Below are 18,880 nucleotides of genomic sequence, written 5' to 3'. Positions count from 1 at the left end.
GCCCGCAGCGCGGCAACAAACAAACCCGGCAGCATAACCCTGAAGTCAGCCCTTCAGGATGGCCGCACTCCACGGAGCCAGCACCAGCGCCCCGCCGTCCAAGGCCGTAGCCTCGTCGGTGGCGAGCAGCACTGAGCCCGCAGTGTCCCCGAGCTTGACCGCCTGCTCCGAGAAGTTCAGTGCCACATGGACGTCTCCGCGTCGGAACCGCAGCCAGCGCTCGTCCTCGCTGAAGTCCACCACGGTGTCCGCGAACTCCAGGCCGGCCAGTTCCGGAGTGGTGCGGCGCAGCGCGGTCAGCGCACGGTAGAGGTCCAGGAGGCGGGCGTGGTCGCCCCCGGCGGCCTCGGCCCAGTTCAGTTTCGACCGGTTGAAGGTCTCCGGATCCTGGGGATCAGGCACGACGGCGGGATCCCACCCCATGCGCTCGAACTCCTTGATGCGGCCTTCCGCCGTCGCGTTGCCCAGCTCCGGCTCCGGGTGGGAGGTGAAGAACTGCCAGGGCGTGGTGGCACCGTATTCCTCGCCCATGAAGAGCATGGGAGTGAAGGGCGACGTCAGCGTGAGGACAGCGGCCAGGGCCAACTGGCCGTAGGACAGCGACTGGGAAAGCCGGTCGCCCGTGGCGCGGTTGCCGATCTGGTCGTGGTTCTGGCTGCACACCACCAAGGCGGCAGGGTGTACGAGCGACGTGTTGATGGGCCGCCCGTGGTGCCGGCCGCGGAAGCTGGAGTAGCTGCCGTCGTGGAAGAAGCCGTCCCGCAGGACCTTGGCCAGGGCACCCAGTGAGTCGAAGTCGCTGTAATACCCTGCGGTCTCACCGCTGACGTTCACGTGGACGGCGTGGTGGAAGTCGTCGCTCCACTGCCCCTCCAGCCCGTAGCCGTTGACATCGCGCGGGTACAGCAGGCGGGGGTTGTTGAGGTCCGACTCCGCGATCATGGTGATCGGCCGGCCGGTTTCCGCGGCCACTGCGTCCCCCAGGGCACCGAATTCCTCGAGGAGGTGGACCGCGCGCTCGTCCTTGAAGGCATGCACGGCGTCGATCCGCAGACCGTCGACGTGGTAATCCCGGACCCACATGGCCGCGTTGTCCAGGATGTAGCGGCGGACCTCGTCGGAGCCGTTCCCGTCCAGGTTCACCGAGTCGCCCCAGGTGTTCCCCTCCCCGGACTTGAGGTAGGGCCCGAACTTCGGCAGATAGTTCCCGCTGGGGCCAAGGTGGTTGTAGACCACGTCCTGGATGACGCCCAGGCCTGCGCCGTGGGCGGCGTCCACGAAGCTCTGGTACGCCGCCGGGCCGCCGTAGCCCTCATGGACGGTGTACCAGAGGACGCCGTCGTAGCCCCAGTTGTGGGTGCCGTTGAAGCCGTTGACCGGCAGGAGCTCAACGAAGTCGACGCCGAGGTCCTTGAGGTAGCCCAGCTTTCCGGCGGCTGCCTCCAGGGTTCCTTCGGGCGTGAAGGTCCCGATGTGCAGTTCGTAGATGACGGCACCCTGAAGCTCCCGGCCGGACCAGTCCCCGTCCGCCCACTCATGGGCGGACGGGTCAAAGGTACGGGACAGTGAGTGGACGCCCTCGGGCTGGCGGCGGGACCGGGGGTCCGGCAACGGAGTGGTGTCCGTCCCCGGCAGGTAGCCGTAGAACACTTCCGCGTCGGCCGGGGCGTCCGGGGCGGTCCACCAGCCGCCGTCGCGCCGGCTCATGGGGTACTCCGTGCCCTCAGCCAGCAGGGTGATGGCGGTGACGTCGGGGGCCCAGATGTCGAAGCGTCCGCTTCCGCTCAGGGGCCGCGTCATCAGCGGTTCTCCGATCCGTGGGCCACAGCAGTGGCGGCAGGGGCAGCGTCAGGAACGAGCAACGCTACAGGGTACCCGGCCAGGATGTCCGCAACGCGGACCGTGCCAGGTCCGAAGCCGTTGCCTGTGAGTTCGTCCGTCATGGCTGCCGGCAGCTCCACCGAGGTGTCCTGCCAGCCGCCGGACTGTTCCAGCCCGCGCGGCAGCCTGGTGGCCAAGGTCAGGGCGCCGGCAGACTCGCCGGTTCCGCGGCTGAACGCCACCACGTGCCCGGCGGCCGGACCGGAAGCTGTGACTGCCGTGTAGCCAGTGAAGAGCTCAGGCCGGTCGCGCCGGAGCCGGAGCGCCCGTGAGGTCACCAGCAGCTTGGCTGCGTCGTCCCGGTACGATGCCGGAGGCTCGCCGGCGTCGAGCGCGTCCAGCGCCCGCTGCCGCGCGGCGAAGTCGACGGTGCGGCGGTTGTCCGGATCGGTGAGCGAGCGGTCCCAGAACTCGGTGCCCTGGTACACGTCGGGGACGCCCGGCATGGTCAGCTGCACCAGTTTCGCGGACAGCGCGTTGGCGGCGCCGTACGGTTCCAGGAGTGCCACGAAGGCCTCCAGTTCGGCACGCACATCCGGGTTGTCGAACGCGGCATCGACGGCGGCGGCCAGCTTTTGCTCAAACGCCTCGTTCGGGTCCAGCCAGTCGGTGGAATTGCCGGCCTCGCGGGCAGCCTTGGTGGCGTATTGCTGCAGGCGTTCCCGGGAGGCGGGCCACGCCCCCGCGATGGCCTGCCACAGCAGGCTGGCCAACGGCCCGTCAGGCAGCGGGGCAAGTTCCTGCAGTTTGGCCAGGACCTGCTCCCATTCGGTCACGAACTCGGAGATCACGGAAATCCGGGCCCGGGTGTCCTCGCTGCGCTTGGTGTCGTGGGTGCTGAGCGTGGTCATGGACAACGGCAGTTCGGCTTCACGCCGCGCCATCCGGTGGTGGAATTCCGCCGGGTCAAGGGCGAACTCGGTGGGGTCGGCACCCACTTCGGTCAGGGTGCCCAGCCGGGTGTAGCGGAAGAACGCGGTGTCCTCCACGCCCTTGGCCATCACCATGCCGGAGGTTTGCTGGAAGCGCTGTGCCAGCGCCGAACCGGCATCCAGCAGCAGCGGCTGCAGGAGGTCCACCGCGGGTGCCAGGTCGGGCCGGTTCCGCGCAGCCAGGCTGCAGGCTTCCTTCAGGACTTCCTCGCCGTACGGGAGGTAGGTCCGGTACACGGGGAAGGCGGCAATGATCTCGGAGATGGCATCAGCAGCCCGCCCGCCATCCAGCACCGTCCCGGCGGGGTCGGTTCCGGACGGAATAAGCCGCTCCAGCCGGAGGATCTCCGAGTGCAGGATACCGTCGGTGATCCGGCGCTTGGTTCCGCGGATCATCTCCTCGTAGTCTGCCGGTTCTCCGCCGCGGAGCCTGCCGTCGAGCTGGTCAAGGGCCGCCTCCGCCGAAGGGTCCACGAAAAGCCGGTCCACGTCCGCCAGGGCGTCGTAGCCGGTGGTGCCTTCGCACTCGAACGAAGCCGGCAGCTCCTCCCCCGGCTCCAGGATCTTCTCGATCAGCAGGTACCTGCCGCCGGTCGCTTCGCGGAGCCGCCGCAGGTAGCCCTCCGGGTCGGCCAGCCCGTCCGGGTGGTCGATCCGGAGTCCGTCCGCCAGCCCCTCGCGGAACCAGCGGACCACTTCGGCATGCGCTTCGTCGAATACCCGGGGGACTTCCACCCGGATGCCGGCGAGCGTATTGACGGCGAAAAAGCGGCGGTAGTTGAGCTCGTTGTCCGCGCGGCGCCAGCCCACGAGTTCGTAGTTCTGGCGGTCGTGGACGTCGCGGGGGTCGTCCCCTTCGGTGTAGCTGCCTTCGGCCAGCGGGAACCGGTGGTCGTAGTAGCGGAGCTCGCCGTCGCGGACTTCGAGCTTGTCCAGCTCGTCATCGCTGCCCAGCACAGGCAGGCGGACGCGTCCGCCGGCGACGTCCCAGTCGACGTCGAACGCTTCCGCGTAACGGGACTTCCGCCCTTCCTTGAGGAGGGACCACCACCAGGGGTTCTGGTACGGCGACGCCACTCCCACGTGGTTGGGCACGATGTCCACGAGCACGCCCATGCCGGCGTCCCGGGCCGCCCGGGACACCGCTTCGAGGCCCTCGGGGCCGCCGCGGTCGGGGTCCACCGCGGACGGGTCCGTGACGTCGTACCCGTGGTCCGACCCCTTTTCAGCCGTCAGGATCGGGGACAGGTAGATCCAGTCCGCGCCCAGCGACTTCAGGTAGGAAACCTGGGCCGCAGCGTCCTGGAGCGTAAAGGAAGGGCGGATCTGGAGCCGGTAGGTGGAGACAGGCGTCCTCATGAATCCGCCTTGCCCTTCGCCTTTATCTTCCTGGTCTGCGCGGGTTCCGGGATGGCCGGCGTGGTGAGTGCCGCGGTGTCGCTGGTGGTTGTCTGGGACAGGGCCGCGAGCGATGCCGCCACCGAGTGGTCCGGTTCCGTTTCCGGGACGCTGTGCGCGCGGAGTACCACGAGGGACTTGGCGGCCACCGGCAGTGCGTCTCCGGCTTCCACCGGTTCGGTATCGGCGTTGTGCCCTGCAGTGTCGATGATGATGTCCCAGGCGGGAGCGTATTCGTCGGACGGCAGCGTGAACTTCACTTCGTCGTCGTGCGCGTTGAAGTAGAGCACAAAGTTGACGTCGGTGATGCGGCGGCCGCGTTCGTCCCGGCCGCGGATGCCGTCGCCGTTGAGGAACATGCCCACCGAGCGGCCGAAGCCGCTGTCCCAGTCCTCGGGCTTCATGGTGGAGCCGTCAACGTCCAGCCATTCGATGTCCGGAAGCCGTTCGCCCTCGCCGCGGAGGACCGGCCTGCCGTCGAAGAAGCGGCTGCGCCGGAAGGTGGGGTGCTTGTGCCGGAGGGCGTTCACGGCGGCGGTGAATTCCACCAGCGGCTGGTCCACGTTGTCCCAGTTGATCCAGGTCAGTTCGGAGTCCTGGCAGTAGCCGTTGTTGTTGCCCTGCTGGGTGCGGCCCAGTTCGTCGCCGTGCAGGATCATCGGCACACCCTGCGAAAGCAGCAGCGAGGCGATGAAGTTACGCTGCTGCCGGGCGCGGAGGCCCAGGACCTTGGGATCGTCAGTGGGGCCTTCGGCGCCGCAGTTCCACGAGCGGTTGTGCGATTCGCCGTCGTTGTTATCTTCCCCGTTGGCTTCATTGTGCTTCTCGTTGTAGGACACCAGGTCCTGCAGGGTGAAGCCGTCGTGGGCGGTGACGAAGTTGATCGAAGCGACCGGACGGCGGCCGGAGTGCTCGTAGAGGTCGGCGGAGCCGGTGATCCTGGAGGCGAATTCGCCGAGCGTCGCCGGCTCTCCGCGCCAGAAGTCGCGGACGGTGTCGCGGTACTTGCCGTTCCATTCCGTCCACTGCGGCGGGAAGTTGCCCACCTGGTAGCCGCCGGGGCCAACGTCCCACGGCTCGGCGATCAGCTTGACCTGGGACACTACCGGATCCTGCTGGATGAGTTCGAAGAAGGTGGACAGCTTGTCCACGTCATAGAATTCGCGCGCCAGGGTGGAGGCGAGGTCGAACCGGAAACCGTCCACGTGCATTTCCGTGACCCAGTAACGCAGGGAATCCATCAAGAGCTGCAGCGAGTGGGGGTGGCGGACGTTGAGCGAGTTGCCGGTGCCCGTGTAGTCCATGTAGTGCTTCTCGTCGCCGTCCATGAGCCGGTAGTAGGCGGCGTTGTCGATGCCCTTGAAGGACAGGGTGGGGCCTAGGTGGTTGCCTTCGGCGGTGTGGTTGTACACGACGTCGAGGATCACTTCGATGCCCGCCTGGTGCAGCGAGCGGACCATGGCTTTGAAGTCCTGCACCTGCTGGCCGGTGTCACCGGTGGAGCTGTAGCTGTTGTGCGGGGCGAAGAAACCGATGGTGTTGTAGCCCCAGTAGTTGTTGAGGCCCTTGTCCTCCAGGATGCCGTCGTTGACGAACTGGTGCACCGGCATCAGCTCGATCGCCGTGACGCCCAGCTTCTGCAGGTGGGAGATGACCGAGGGGTGGGCGACGCCGGCGTAGGTGCCGCGCTGGTCCTCCGGCACCTCCGGGTGCAGCTGGGTCAGGCCCTTGACGTGGGCCTCGTAGATCACGGACTTGTGGTAGGGGACGCGGGGCAAGTGGTCGCCGTCCCAGTCGAAGAACGGGTTGATCACCACGCCCATCATCATGTGGGCGGCGGAATCGGCGTCATTGCGCGAATCGGGATCGCCCATGTTGTAGGAGAACAGCGCGGGGTCCCAGTCGATCTGGCCGTGCACGGCCTTTGCGTAGGGGTCCAGCAACAGCTTGTTCGGGTTGAACCGGTTGCCGGAGTCGGGATCGTAGGCGCCGTGGACGCGGTATCCGTACTTCTGCCCGGGCTGGATGTGCGGCAGGTAGCAGTGCCAGACATAGCCGTCCACTTCGAGGAGCTCGATCCGGGTCTCCGCGCCCTTGTCGTCGAAGAGGCACAGTTCCACCTTGTCGGCCCTTTCGCTGAACAGCGCAAAGTTCGTGCCAGTGCCGTTAAAAGTGGCTCCCAGTGGGTATGCCGATCCGGGCCAGACTTCCATGTGTACTCCTCGTGCGTGACGAATAAATCTCTAGACAGACTACTAGTAAGTAGGATTACTATTATGTTTCCTGCGTCTTGCGCCAAATGATTACAAAGTCCGCATCACCTCGGGCAGGTGGCTGGCGATGGCACCGGCGGTGACGGGTCCGCCGGCGGAGGCAAGGGTTCCGGCTCGGCCGTGCAGGCTCGCCGCCATTGCGCCGATGGCCGCCCAGCGCTGCTCCGCGGAAATCCCGCACGCGTCAAACTTGTCCTCGTCGTCCGAATGCTGGGCCAGCAGGGAGCCGAGGATCCCGGCCAGCACATCTCCGCTTCCGGCGGTGGCCATCCACGGGGTGGCTTCCGACTGGCTGAAGACCGGGCCCGACGGCGGCGCCACCAGTGTGGTGGCGCCCTTCAGCAGAACAGTGGCTCCGGTGCGTTCGGACGCCTGGCGAACGGCATCGAGCGTGGCGCCGTCAACACCCTGCCGCCCCAGGTCGATCCCGTAGCGCTGCAGGAGGCGGGCCAGCTCACCGCCGTGGGGCGTGAGCACCACATGCGGCGGCAGGACGTCCGGGAGGGCCAGCAGCGCGCCGGCGTCGGCAGCCACGGGCAGTCCGGTCTCCACGGCGTCGCGCGCGCGGCGGAGCTGGTCGTCGTCACCGTCGGCGATGCCCGGGCCAACCAGCCAGGCCTGGACGTGGGCGTCGGCCACCGCATCCGGCCCGCACACTACCTCCGGGCAGGCCTGCCGGACCAGCCGGGTTGCCTCGGGCGGGCCGAGGTACCGGACCATGCCGGCACCCGCCGAGAGGGCTCCCCGGCAGGCGAGCACGGCGGCACCCGGGTACTGCTGTGAGCCGGCAACGACCCCCAGGACACCGCGGGTGTACTTGTGGGAGCGGCGGGCCGGCGGGGGCAGCAGGCGGGCAAGGTCGGCGGATTCCAGGCGCCGCAGCACCGGCAGGGGCAGTTCGGTTTCGATGCCGATGGGAAGGACCAGCACGCGCCCGGCGTGGTCGGCGCCGGGATCCGCGAGCAGGCCGGCCTTCGCGCCGCCGAAAGTCACGGTGATATCGGCAGGAAGGACCGGGTCATAGGACTCGCCGGTGTCCGCGTTCACTCCGCTGGGAATGTCGCAGGCCACCACAAACCCGTGTGCCCCGCCGTTCAGATTTTCGATCAGGGACGCCGTGGCGCCGCGGAGGCCTCCCTGTGCGCCGGTCCCCAGCACGGCATCAATGACGACGTCGGCACGGGCGGCTGCCGCTGCCAGCTCGCCCGCGTTGTGGTCGGTGAGGGTCCGGGTACGGCCGCCGGCCCGTTCAAAGGCGGCCAGGCCGTCAGGGTGGGCGTCACCGGCGGTGAGCACCGCCGTCGTACGCATTCCCCGGGCAGCCAGGAAAGCGGCGGCGAAGAGCCCGTCTCCCCCGTTGTTGCCCTTGCCGACAAGGACGGCAACGCTCGCACCGTAGGGGCGGATCCCGCGCGAAACGAGCTCACGAACCACCGCGTTGGCCAGCCCGTAAGCGGCCCGCTGCATAAGAACAGCGCCCGCACCGGAGTCCAGGAAAGGCTTTTCGGCCTCCCGTATTTGGGTTCCGGTGTAGGCGCTGATCATATTCAGTCCAATCGGTGCTGGGTCCGCGGCAGGGCTGTCAGGGGAAAGTCCGCGTCAGCCTTCCGCGAGGACGGTCGCCGTGGCGATACCGCCGTCGTGGCTCATCGAGAGATGCCAGCGCTTGACGCCCTTGGACTCGGCGACGGCCAGCACCGTGCCCTTGACCTGGATGGTGGGCCCGTTCTGGTCAAGGCCGATCCAGCAGTCCTGCCAGTTCATGCCCGCCGGTGCGCCCAATACCTTGGCCACAGCTTCCTTGGCCGCAAAGCGCGCGGCCAGGGAGCGGGTGTTCAGCTCTCGCTCAGCCGGAACGAACAGCCTGTCCCGGAGCCCGGGGGTCCGTTCCAGCTGCCGGCCGAACCGTTCAATGTCTACGACGTCTACGCCAATGCCAACAATCATGCGGCTTATTCTACGGTCACGCTCTTGGCCAGGTTGCGTGGCTGGTCCACGTCGTATCCCTTGGCCGTGGCAAGTTCGAGGGCGAAGATCTGCAGCGGAACGGCGGCCAGCAGCGGCGCCAGGAGGGTGGGTGTCTCCGGGATGTAGAAGACGTGCTCGGCGTAAGCCTTGACCGCTTCGTCGCCTTCCTCGGCGATCACGATGGTCTTCGCGCCGCGGGCCCGGACCTCCTGGATGTTGGAGACCACCTTGGCGTGCAGCGAGTTGCGGCCGCGCGGGGAGGGAACCACCACGAAGACCGGCTGGCCTTCCTCGATCAGCGCGATCGGGCCGTGCTTCAGCTCGCCGGCGGCAAAGCCCTCGGCGTGGATGTAGGCCAGTTCCTTGAGCTTGAGCGCGCCCTCCATGGCCACCGGGAACCCGACGTGGCGGCCCAGGAACAGCACGGACTTGGCGTTCGCCATGGACCGGGCCAGTTCCTTGATCTCGTCCGCGTGGTCCAGGACCTGCTGGATCTTCGCCGGGACCTTGCCGAGGTCGGCCAGGATGTCCTTGATCTCGCCCTGGAACTTGTTGCCGCGCAGCTGTGCCAAATACAGGCCCAGCAGGTAGGCGGCGGTGATCTGCGCCAGGAAGGCCTTGGTGGACGCCACGGCGATCTCCGGCCCGGCGTGCGTGTAAAGCACGGCGTCGGATTCGCGCGGGATGGTGGAGCCGTTGGTGTTGCAGATGGAGAGGGTCTTGGCGCCCTGTTCCTTGGCGTAGCGGACGGCCATCAGGGTGTCCATGGTCTCGCCGGACTGCGAGATGGATACGATCAGGGTGTTCTCGTCCACGATCGGGTCGCGGTAGCGGAACTCGTGGGAGAGTTCCACCTCGGTGGCGATGCGGCACCAGTGCTCGATCGCGTACTTGGCCACCTGGCCGGAGTACGCGGAGGTGCCGCAGGCGAGCACGATGATCTTGTTGATCTTCTTCAGGTGCTCCGGGTCGATGCGCATTTCATCGAGGGTCAGCTTGCCGTCAAGGTCCGAACGGCCCAGCAGGGTGTTCGCCACGGCGTCGGGCTGGTCGTGGATTTCCTTCTCCATGAAGGACGGGTAGCCGCCCTTCTCGGCCGAGGCCGGATCCCAGTCAACGTGGTATTCCTTGCCCTGGGCCGGGGCGCCGAAAAAGTCGGTGATCTCCACGGTGTCCGCGGTGATGGTCACGATTTGGTCCTGGCCCAGCTCCACGGCCCGGCGGGTGTAGTCGATGAAGCCGGAGACGTCCGAACCGAGGAAGTTCTCCCCCTCGCCCAGGCCCACCACGAGCGGTGAGTTGCGGCGGGCGGCCACGACGACGTCGGGCTGGTCCGCGTGCACTGCCAGCAGCGTGAAGGCGCCTTCCAGGCGCTGGCAGGCAAGCTGCATGGCCTTGGTCAGGCCGCCGTTGGAGGCGTCGCCGTTCAGCTGGTTCCGGAAGATGTCGCCCAGCAGCGCGGCGGCCACCTCGGTGTCCGTCTCGGACTCGAACACGGTGCCCTTTTCAAGCAGTTCCAGCTTGAGCTCGGCGAAGTTTTCGATGATGCCGTTGTGGATCAGGGCCAGCTTGCCGCCGTCTGACAGGTGCGGGTGCGCATTCTGGTCCGTGGGCCCGCCGTGCGTGGCCCAGCGGGTGTGCCCGATTCCGGTGACGGAATCCGGCAGCGGCTTCTCTTCCAGTTCAGCGAGCAGGTTGCTCAGCTTTCCGGACTTCTTGCGGGACGAAATGGTTCCGTCCGCCACCACAGCAACGCCCGCCGAGTCATACCCGCGGTACTCCAGACGGCGGAGTCCCTCAAGGACAACGTCCAACGCGCCGTGGCCAACATTTACCCGGCCTGACGAATGGCCTACGTATCCTACGATTCCACACATAGAGCCAAGCTTATATGGCGAAGAGGTCCGGTGACGTCTGGCTTGGCCCCCGCAACGCGGCTCCCGTGCCCCGTTACAGCGGATGCGACGCGCTCCATTTCGCTCTCAGCGTCGCGGAGGGCAGAATCTCTAAGGTGACTTTGCAACGCAATGAAGCGAATGGAGAGGGCGTCTCCCCGTTCGTGGAGCTGGACAGGCAGACCTGGTCCCGGCTCGCAGCCCAGATGGAACAGCCTCTGAACGAAGAGGACGTGGTCCGTCTCAGAGGGCTCGGTGATCCGCTGGACATGAAGGAAGTCCGCGAAGTCTATTTGCCGCTGTCCCGGCTGCTTCATCTCTACGTGGAGGCCGCGGGCCAGCTGCACGCCGCCACCACCACCTTCCTTGGCGAACAGACACAGCGCACGCCCTTTGTGATCGGCGTGGCCGGTTCCGTGGCCGTGGGCAAGTCCACCATCGCCCGCGTGCTCCGCGAGATGCTCCGCCGCTGGCCCGGGACGCCAAACGTGGAGCTCATTACCACCGACGGTTTCCTGTATCCCCTGGCCGAGCTCAAGCGCCGGCACCTCCTGGAGCGGAAGGGTTTTCCGGAGTCGTACGACCGCCGCGCACTCCTCCGCTTTGTAAGCGAGATCAAGGGCGGCGCGGAAGAGGTCCGGGCTCCCTGGTACTCCCACGTCACGTACGACATCGTGCCCGGCAAGGAAGTGGTGGTCCGCCGCCCGGACGTGCTCATCGTCGAGGGCCTTAACGTTCTGGCCCCCGCCCGTCCCCGCCACGACGGCAAGCAGGGGCTGGCGCTGAGCGACTTCTTCGACTTCTCCATCTACGTGGACGCGAAGACCTCCTATATCGAGGAATGGTACGTGGACCGGTTCCGCAAGCTGCGCACCACCGCCTTCGCCCAGCCGGAATCCTACTTCCACCGCTATGCGACGCTGTCCGACGAGGAAGCAGAAAGCACCGCCCGCGACATCTGGAAACGCATCAACGAGCCCAACCTCGAGGAAAACGTCCTCCCCACGCGGGGCAGGGCGCAGCTGGTGCTCACCAAGGAAGCGGATCACTCCATCCGCCGCATGCTCCTGCGGAAGGTCTAGCACAGGTGTGCCACAACTGTTCTGCGGTTCCTGGGGCTGCTGAATCCGTGCCTGCTCCCACAGCACCGACCCGGCGGGCCATCGCAAGGCTCCTGGCCGCCGGCGCGGGACTGACTGCATTGGCAGCCTGCACGCCCGACGGCGGAACCCGGCCGCCGTCGTCGGCCTCCCCGTCCGTAACTTCCGCCTCCGCTTCGCAGGCGGCACTGCCGTCGTCCGCCGGCCCGGAGACGAGCGCTGCCGCCACCGAACCCGGAACGGTGGCCGCGCCGGAACCCACTGCCGCGCCGACGCCTACTTCGCCCGCGGCCGGACTGGCCCAGCAGCATTCGTTGACGGATCCCGCCAGCCCGTGGCTGGTGGTCAACAAGCACCGGCCGCTCTCCCCCGCCGACTACGTCCCGGCGGACCTCGTCCAGCCGAACATCGCTCTGGCTGTTTCGGGCGAGTCGGCGCAGCTGAACAGCACCACGGCGGCTGCCGCGGAGCAGATGTTCGCCGCGGCGGCGGGAGACGGCGTCACCATGACCCTGGCCAGCGGCTACCGGTCCTACGGCACGCAGGTGGCAACGTATAACAGCTATGTGGCGTCCAGGGGTCAGGCCGAGGCGGACACAGCTTCGGCCAGGCCCGGGTTCTCGGAGCACCAGACCGGTTGGGCCTTCGACATTGGCGACGGCGGCGGGGCGTGCGGGTTCCAGCCGTGTTTCGCCGAGCAACCGGCCGCGGTGTGGGCCAAAGCCAACGCCCACCGCTTCGGCTTCGTGGTGCGGTACCCGTGGATGTTCCACCAGATCACGGGCTACTACTACGAGTCCTGGCACCTGCGGTACATCGGCGTGGAAGCTGCGACGGACATGGCTAATCACGGCATAACCACAATGGAGGAATACTTCGGACTGGAAGCGGCGCCGGGGTACTTGTAGGGCCGGAAATACGCGACAACTAAGCGGGCTTAGTTGCCAACACGCCGTGGAGAGTTTACAGACTCGTCATGTTGTAGGTCACATTGGTGCGCTAGCGTGGGCAACATGTTGACCGGATTCAAGAATTTTATTATGAAGGGCAACGTCGTAGACCTTGCCGTCGCAGTGGTCATGGGTGCCGCCTTCGGCGCCGTCGTGACCTCAATCGTTGAAGGCTTGCTGACTCCACTGATCGGCCGTCTGTTCAATGCCAAGGGCATTGAGGAAATGCAGTGGGAGGGGTTCATGTACGGATCCGTCATCTCCTCCATCATTTCGTTCCTGCTGGTGGCCGCAGCCATCTACTTCGTGGTCATCATGCCGATGAACCACATGATCGAACGCCGCAACCGCCGGCTCGGTATTGATACCGAAGTTAAGGAAGAGGCCGCCGAAGACCCCCAGATCGCACTCCTCACGGAAATCCGCGATTCACTCCAGGCCAGGCCCCGGGCCTAGCATTCTGGCCATACAAAAGTGGTCCGCCTCCGGAGAGGCGGACCACTTTTTTGTTTGCTGGATCGGAAATTTGACCATTGCGCAGCAGTTAGCGGCTGCGCTAACGTGTGCACTGTACAACCACTTCTTGTGGATCCTGGGGCGTCCGGTATTAGGCCGGCGTCCAAGTGTGGATATGAGCCACGCGAGCACTCTTCCTTTTAGGGGTTCGCGAATGGCAACCTGTAGCAAGATCACTCATCCCACCGTTTGGCAGGCCAATCGGGCACTCCAGACAATCCTCAGCAAGCGCTCCGCTTCCGGCTGCAAGCTACCCGCCAGCGTTTATCCTTGCCCTGCGTGCAAAGGATGGCACCTGACATCCAAAAGAGCCGCCGGCAAAGCCAAGAAATGGCAGCTACGGACCTCGTGAGTGCGCCATTCTGCGACACACGAGGTTCCGGCGGCTTAGGCTGCGGGCGCTACAGCCAGTCGTTCCTCCACCACGGCGGCGAGGTGCTTGCAGATGCGTTCGGCGGTGGGCATGTCGGCTGCCTCCACCATCACTCGCACCAGGGCCTCGGTTCCGGACGGCCGGAGGAGCACACGGCCGGTCTCGCCGAGTTCCGCGGAAGCTTCGGCCACAGCAGCCAGGACCCCTTCGTCGGTCCCGGCCCTGGCCTTGTCCACGTTTTTGACGTTGATCATCAGCTGCGGAAGTTTGGTCATCACCGTGGCGAGTTCCTTCAAGGGCTTGCCCGTGAGAGCCACCTGGGCGGCCAGCTGCAGGCCGGTCAGGAGGCCGTCGCCCGTAGTGGCGTGATCGGCGAAGATCACGTGACCGGACTGCTCGCCGCCAAGGTTGTAGCCGCCGTCGCGCATTTCCTCGAGAACGTAGCGGTCCCCCACCGCAGTTTCGCGGATGGTGATGCCCGCGTTGCGGAGGGCGATCTTCAAGCCGAGGTTGCTCATGACGGTGGCCACCAGGACGTTGTCCTTGAGCTTGCCGGATTCCTTCAGCGCTAGGGCGAGGATGGCCATGATCTGGTCACCGTCCACCTCGTTGCCTTCATGGTCGATGGCAAGGCACCGGTCGGCGTCACCGTCGTGGGCGATGCCGAGGTCGGCACCGTGTTCCACCACTGCGCGCTGGAGGGCGCCGAGGTGGGTTGAGCCCACGCCGTCGTTGATGTTCAGGCCGTCGGGCTCGGCGCCAATGACCACGATCTCGGCGCCGGCGTCGTTGAAGAGCTGCGGTGAACAGCCGCTGGCTGCGCCGTGGGCGCAGTCGAGTACCACTTTCAGCCCGTCGAGGCGGTGCGGCAGGGTTCCGAGGAGGTGGACGATGTAGCGGTCCTCGGCGTCGGAGAACGTCTGGATACGGCCTACGTCGCTGCCTGTGGGCCGGACAGGGTCTTTGCCCATCTGCGCCTCGATGGCATCTTCCACCTCGTCAGGCAGCTTCTGGCCGCCCCGCGCGAAGAATTTGATGCCGTTGTCCGGCGCCGGGTTGTGGGAGGCGGAGATCATGACGCCGAAGTCGGCGTTGAGGTCGGCCACCAGGTAGGCGGCGGCAGGTGTGGGGAGGACGCCGGCGTCGTAGACATCGATGCCGGAACTGGAGAGTCCCGCCGCGACCGCTGCCGAGATGAACTCGCCGCTGGCACGCGGATCGCGCGCCACCACGGCGCGCGGACGGGTGCCGTTAGTGGTGCGTTCGTGGCCGAGTACGACGGCGGCCGCTTGCGCCAGCTGCATCGCCAGCTCTGCTGTGAGCAGGCCGTTAGCCAGGCCCCGGACACCATCTGTTCCAAATAATCTAGACATCGGGTCAAGTTTAGACGATGGACCGGGCGGGGCTGTCTTTGACTTGTTCCACGGCGAGGGCTGCCTCGCCGTGGAACAAACCGTCCCGGCACCGAGCCGCAACGGCGTTAAACAGCGGAAGCCCGCCCCGCCGAGTGGCGGGACGGGCTTCCGGGAAGCGTGATTAGCGCTTGGAGTACTGCTGAGCCTTACGGGCCTTCTTGAGACCAGCCTTCTTGCGCTCGATGACGCGGGCGTCACGACGCAGGTAACCGGCCTTCTTCAGGGTGGCGCGGTTGTTCTCGGCATCGATCTCGTTCAGTGAACGGGCGATGCCGAGGCGCAGTGCACCGGCCTGGCCGGAGATGCCGCCACCGTGGATGCGGGCGATGACGTCGTAGGCGCCGTCAAGATCGAGGATCTTGAAGGGCTCGTTGACGTCCTGCTGGTGCAGCTTGTTCGGGAAGTAGTTCGCCAGCTCGCGGCCGTTGATGGTCCACTTGCCGGAGCCGGGGACGATGCGGACGCGGGCGACGGCTTCCTTGCGGCGGCCAACAGCTGCGCCGGCAACGGTCAGTGCCGGGCGTTCCTTCTTCGGCGCTTCTGCTTCTGCAGGACCGCTTTCCGAGGTGTAGCTGGTCAGGTTTTCCTCAGCCGGAACGGCCTCGGTGGTCAGTTCTTCGTTCTGAGCCACGATTCTCCTTGTATAGATAAGTTGTTGGTGGCCAGGACTACTGGGCGACCTGGGAAATTTCGAAAGTCTTGGGCTGCTGGGCGGCGTGCGGGTGCTCTGCACCACGGTAAACCTTCAGCTTGCCCAGCTGCTGTGCAGCGAGGGAGTTCTTCGGGAGCATGCCCTTGATGGCCTTCTCCACGGCGCGAACCGGGTTGGATTCAAGCAGTTCCGCGTAGTTGACGGAGGTCAGACCACCCGGGTAACCGGAGTGGCGGTAGGCGCGCTTCTGCTCGAGCTTGGCGCCGGTGAGGGCAACCTTCTCGGCGTTGATGATGATGACGAAGTCGCCCATGTCCATGTGGGGAGCAAAGGTGGCCTTGTGCTTGCCGCGCAGCAGGATTGCGGTCTGGCTGGCGAGACGACCAAGGACAACGTCGGTGGCGTCAATGACGTGCCACTGGCGGTTGATATCGCCGGGCTTCGGGGTGTACGTACGCACGGTGTTTGCCTCGTTCTTGTTCTGGCGTTCTTGTTTAGGTGTCACGTAAGCGTGTGCACCTACTATCTATGCGCTACCGGAACAGAGGTGAGGGCTCCAAGAATCCAGTGGTCCAGAAGTCTCGAATGTGCCCGAGGAGTAGTTATCCTGCAACCGGATTCTCAGCGGGCACGCATCATCGAGAAAGGACACGCACAACGACTATCAAGAATAGCGGGTATAGAGGCCACTGGTCAAAATAGGCTCTAGCTAGCCAGCCTGCGCCGGTCCTGACGCTCGGGGCCGGTGCCGTGGACCACGATTAACTACGAGCTTAGGTGCCCCGTTGACCGAAATGCCCCCGGCCGCCCTGTTGGTAATCGCCTGCGCCCTCCTGGGCCTCGCCGTGGCACCCGCTGTCCTTCTCGTCACGCGCCGGTTACTGCCCGATATCGAGCTAGGACACGTTCGCTGGCACGCTGTGGCCGGCGCAATTGGTACCGGGGTGCTGTTTGGAGCGATGGCCTGGCGATTCGGCTGGTCCTGGGCGCTACCGTCCTTCCTCTTCCTCTGCACAGCTGGCCTTGTGCTCTCCCGGATCGACCTTCAGCACAAGTTATTGCCCAACAGGATCGTTGTTCCCACGCTCGGAATAGGACTTGCGCTGCTGCTTTTGGACGCCGGCATGAACCAGCGATGGGGAAATCTGCTGGTAGCAGCCGTCGGATGCGCAGTAAGTTTCGTGATTTACCTGATTTTGGCCCTCATTTCCCCGCGCGGAATGGGCATGGGCGACGTAAAGCTCTCAGCACCACTTGGTTTGTACTTGGGCTACCTCTCAATAGGCCACCTGCTACTGGGTATAGCCCTTGGTTTTATTGTGGGCGCCGTGACCAGTGTGCTCCTTGTTACAGGCGGATTGGCGGGGCGAAAGACCGCTGTGCCGTTCGGTCCGTCCATGTTCGCCGGCTGCCTCCTGGCCGTGCTGTGGGGCACAGAAATCGGGCGGGTATTGCTGCCCGCCGTGTTCCCTCGATAGCCGTTTCCGAGTACACCAAGTAGTTGCGTACTTGGGTACCGGGGATAAAGCGATGTAACACCAAGTAGACGGCTGATTCGGGTGTCTAAAAGACAAGTACAGCCACTCATTGTGGGGCTATTTGTAACTCCTGTATTCCTTTGTGTATCGAAGTTCCAGCAACACCTTTTGGGGGGAGCGGGAAATTCGAAGCCAATTTCAGCACTCACAAAGGAACACGAAAATGAACTCTGCACTGGTCTCCATGGTTGCTTTCATCGCCGGCGTCAAGACCCGCCTCACCCGGGAAGAGAAGGGCGCCACGATGGTTGAGTATGGCCTGATGGTCGCTCTCATCGCCGTCGTCGTCATCGGCTCCCTCCTCGTCCTCGGCCCGGCTATCGACGGTCTCTTCAGGAACATCGCCGGCAACCTGTAATTCACAGCCCCTGTATTGCCTCTGTTCCGGTGGCGGCAGTCGCCGCCACCGGAACAGTTGCATTTTCGGGCAATCCTCCAATGAAAAACGAAGTGTCTGGGGAGACCGTCGTGAAATCAAAAAAGAAAGAACGCGGCGCAGTGGCAGTGGAAATGGCAATCGTCCTTCCCTTGCTGTTGTTGCTGGTAATCGGGATTATGGAATTCGGGCGAGCCCTGAACGTCCAGGTTTCCCTGACCCAGGCAGCGCGCGAAGGCGCACGCCATGCGGCCATCCACTACGACGACGGCACACTCGATGTCGCCGGGACTGCAGCCGCCGCCGCGCCCTCATTGGCAGGCCTGGGCATGACGGTCGCAAGCGATGCCGCCAGCTGCTCATCGGGGTCCGACGTCACAGTCACAACGAGCCTGACACTGCCTTCATTGTCCGGCTTTCTTGATGCTGGCTTCTTCGGAGGGTCCGTCATCTTCCCGCTGAATATGACCGGAGTAGGGGTGATGAGATGCGGCGGCTGACAGCACTTCGCAGTGGCAAGGGCCGGCACATTGACGGCACTCGCACAAGTGGCCCTGACGAGCGTGGAGCAGTAACCGTCTTTGTGGCGCTGTTGCTCGTCGTCCTCATGGGCTTCGCGGCTATTGCCGTCGATGTCGGGGCAATGTATGCGGAGAAGGCGCAGCTCCAAAACGGCGCAGACTCGTCTGCGCTTGCCATTGCGGGCGATTGCGCCAACGGCTCGTGCGGGGATGTCAACGCAACGGGGGCCCTCCTGGCCAATGCCAACAGCAATGACAGCTCGAGTGGCGTCTCCTCCATCACCTTCCCGAGTGCCACGACGGTTCGCGTTGAAACCAACACCCGTGATGCCGGCTCCGGGGCGAACAGCTTCTCGCTCTTCTTCGCAAGGATTATGGGCTTTGAAACTACGGATATCCGGGCCGTGGCAGAAGCCACTTGGGGAGCTCCCGGCGCAGCGACCACACTGCCGTGGACTGTCAGCAAGTGCGTCTTTGAAAAATTCCTCACAGCTAGCCAACTCCATGAACTCAACACAACCGGCAATTTTACCGGCGATCCAATTCCCACGAGGATCCTCCTAAGGTACGACCAGAACGTACCAACCTTCCCTGGCTGCGCCGCGCAGAACGGTTATGCACCGGGAGGGTTCGGATGGTTGGACACGGACAGCGGCTGCACGGCCGACATCGACATTGCCAACAGCGAGGTCGGTAGCAATCCCGGAAATGACTTGCCGAACGTCTGCCACGATTTGCCGTCAACCATCATGAAAGACCCTGTGCTTATCCCCATCTTCAGCACGGCTGTAAAAAACGGGCAAAAGACTAAGTATTCGTTGGTAGGGTTCCTGGCTTTTCAGGTCACCGGTTTCAAGTTTGGCGGCGGACCCACCCTCACGAATCTCGACCCGTTGGCGCCTGCCTGTAACGGCGGCAACTGCCGCGGTATCCAGGGCTACTTCACCCGCTTTGTTTCTCTTGACGAAGGCGTGTCGGGCGGCGGTGGAACCCCCAACTACGGAGCCTCGTCAGTCTGGCTTTCGAAATAGCCGCTCAGCACCTACATGCGAAACCGTCGCACTAAATATTCGCACTAAGAAATCGATAAGG

At 65.0% G+C, this 18,880-nt stretch carries 16 protein-coding genes; 7 read left to right on the top strand and 9 right to left on the bottom strand.

The window, feature by feature from the left end:
* Positions 1–45: 45 nt before the first annotated feature.
* The 6 genes from treZ to glmS all read right to left on the bottom strand — a co-directional run bounded on the left by treZ (position 46) and on the right by glmS (position 10,329).
* Positions 46–1,800, bottom strand: coding sequence for a malto-oligosyltrehalose trehalohydrolase (gene treZ / locus PV761_RS05085; protein WP_347894883.1), 1,755 nt, complete (start codon positions 1,798–1,800; stop codon positions 46–48).
* Positions 1,800–4,172 (bottom strand): malto-oligosyltrehalose synthase, encoded by a 2,373-nt coding sequence (gene treY, locus PV761_RS05080; RefSeq protein ID WP_347894881.1) that lies wholly within the window; start codon positions 4,170–4,172, stop codon positions 1,800–1,802. Before treY ends, treZ begins: the two co-directional genes overlap by 1 nt.
* A complete protein-coding gene (gene glgX / locus PV761_RS05075; RefSeq protein ID WP_028269531.1) occupies positions 4,169–6,424 on the bottom strand; it encodes a glycogen debranching protein GlgX in 2,256 nt (751 codons plus the stop codon). The genes treY and glgX overlap by 4 nt, the downstream gene beginning before the upstream one ends.
* Positions 6,425–6,514: 90 nt before the next feature.
* On the bottom strand, positions 6,515–8,029 hold the full coding sequence (locus PV761_RS05070) for an NAD(P)H-hydrate dehydratase (RefSeq protein WP_347894878.1): 1,515 nt from the start codon (positions 8,027–8,029) through the stop codon (positions 6,515–6,517).
* Between the two features lie 54 nt (positions 8,030–8,083).
* Complete coding sequence (locus tag PV761_RS05065) at positions 8,084–8,431, bottom strand: holo-ACP synthase (protein ID WP_011692749.1); 348 nt, start codon at positions 8,429–8,431, stop codon at positions 8,084–8,086.
* 5 nt (positions 8,432–8,436) lie between these two features.
* Complete coding sequence (gene glmS / locus PV761_RS05060; RefSeq protein WP_347894876.1) at positions 8,437–10,329, bottom strand: glutamine--fructose-6-phosphate transaminase (isomerizing); 1,893 nt, start codon at positions 10,327–10,329, stop codon at positions 8,437–8,439.
* Between the two features lie 134 nt (positions 10,330–10,463).
* On the opposite strand from glmS, the gene coaA reads away from it, so the two are divergent.
* The 3 genes from coaA to mscL all read left to right on the top strand — a co-directional run bounded on the left by coaA (position 10,464) and on the right by mscL (position 12,853).
* On the top strand, positions 10,464–11,429 hold the full coding sequence (gene coaA, locus PV761_RS05055) for a type I pantothenate kinase (RefSeq protein WP_028269534.1): 966 nt from the start codon (positions 10,464–10,466) through the stop codon (positions 11,427–11,429).
* Positions 11,430–11,476: 47 nt separating this feature from the next.
* Positions 11,477–12,355: a D-alanyl-D-alanine carboxypeptidase family protein gene (locus PV761_RS05050; protein ID WP_347894873.1), complete on the top strand. Its 879-nt coding sequence runs from the start codon at positions 11,477–11,479 to the stop codon at positions 12,353–12,355.
* Between the two features lie 105 nt (positions 12,356–12,460).
* Positions 12,461–12,853, top strand: a complete 393-nt coding sequence (gene mscL / locus PV761_RS05045) for a large conductance mechanosensitive channel protein MscL (RefSeq protein WP_028269537.1) — start codon at positions 12,461–12,463, stop codon at positions 12,851–12,853.
* Between the two features lie 447 nt (positions 12,854–13,300).
* Here mscL and glmM read toward each other — a convergent pair whose 3' ends face one another.
* From glmM to rplM, 3 genes are all read right to left on the bottom strand, one after another.
* On the bottom strand, positions 13,301–14,659 hold the full coding sequence (glmM, locus tag PV761_RS05040) for a phosphoglucosamine mutase (RefSeq protein ID WP_347894871.1): 1,359 nt from the start codon (positions 14,657–14,659) through the stop codon (positions 13,301–13,303).
* A gap of 163 nt (positions 14,660–14,822) precedes the next feature.
* Complete coding sequence (gene rpsI / locus PV761_RS05035) at positions 14,823–15,332, bottom strand: 30S ribosomal protein S9 (protein ID WP_051628702.1); 510 nt, start codon at positions 15,330–15,332, stop codon at positions 14,823–14,825.
* A 37-nt stretch (positions 15,333–15,369) separates the two neighbouring features.
* A complete protein-coding gene (gene rplM / locus PV761_RS05030) occupies positions 15,370–15,813 on the bottom strand; it encodes a 50S ribosomal protein L13 (RefSeq protein WP_011692756.1) in 444 nt (147 codons plus the stop codon).
* A 334-nt stretch (positions 15,814–16,147) separates the two neighbouring features.
* Here rplM and PV761_RS05025 point away from each other — a divergent pair, with 334 nt between their 5' ends.
* From PV761_RS05025 to PV761_RS05010, 4 genes are all read left to right on the top strand, one after another.
* On the top strand, positions 16,148–16,831 hold the full coding sequence (locus PV761_RS05025) for an A24 family peptidase (RefSeq protein WP_347894988.1): 684 nt from the start codon (positions 16,148–16,150) through the stop codon (positions 16,829–16,831).
* A gap of 223 nt (positions 16,832–17,054) precedes the next feature.
* Positions 17,055–17,249, top strand: a complete 195-nt coding sequence (locus tag PV761_RS05020) for a Flp family type IVb pilin (RefSeq protein ID WP_347894869.1) — start codon at positions 17,055–17,057, stop codon at positions 17,247–17,249.
* Between the two features lie 80 nt (positions 17,250–17,329).
* Positions 17,330–17,767 carry a TadE/TadG family type IV pilus assembly protein gene (locus PV761_RS05015; RefSeq protein ID WP_347894867.1) on the top strand — a complete coding sequence of 146 codons (438 nt, stop codon included), beginning with the start codon at positions 17,330–17,332 and terminating at the stop codon, positions 17,765–17,767.
* Entirely contained in the window at positions 17,755–18,819 is a 1,065-nt protein-coding gene (locus PV761_RS05010; protein ID WP_347894865.1) for a Tad domain-containing protein, read from the top strand. The genes PV761_RS05015 and PV761_RS05010 overlap by 13 nt, the downstream gene beginning before the upstream one ends.
* The last annotated feature ends 61 nt before the right edge of the window (positions 18,820–18,880 follow it).

It is taken from the genome of Arthrobacter sp. CC3 (genome assembly GCF_039907775.1).
Lineage (GTDB): Bacteria > Actinomycetota > Actinomycetes > Actinomycetales > Micrococcaceae > Arthrobacter.
Note: the sequence above shows the minus strand (reverse complement) of the source record. Positions and strands in the feature narration are given on the sequence as shown.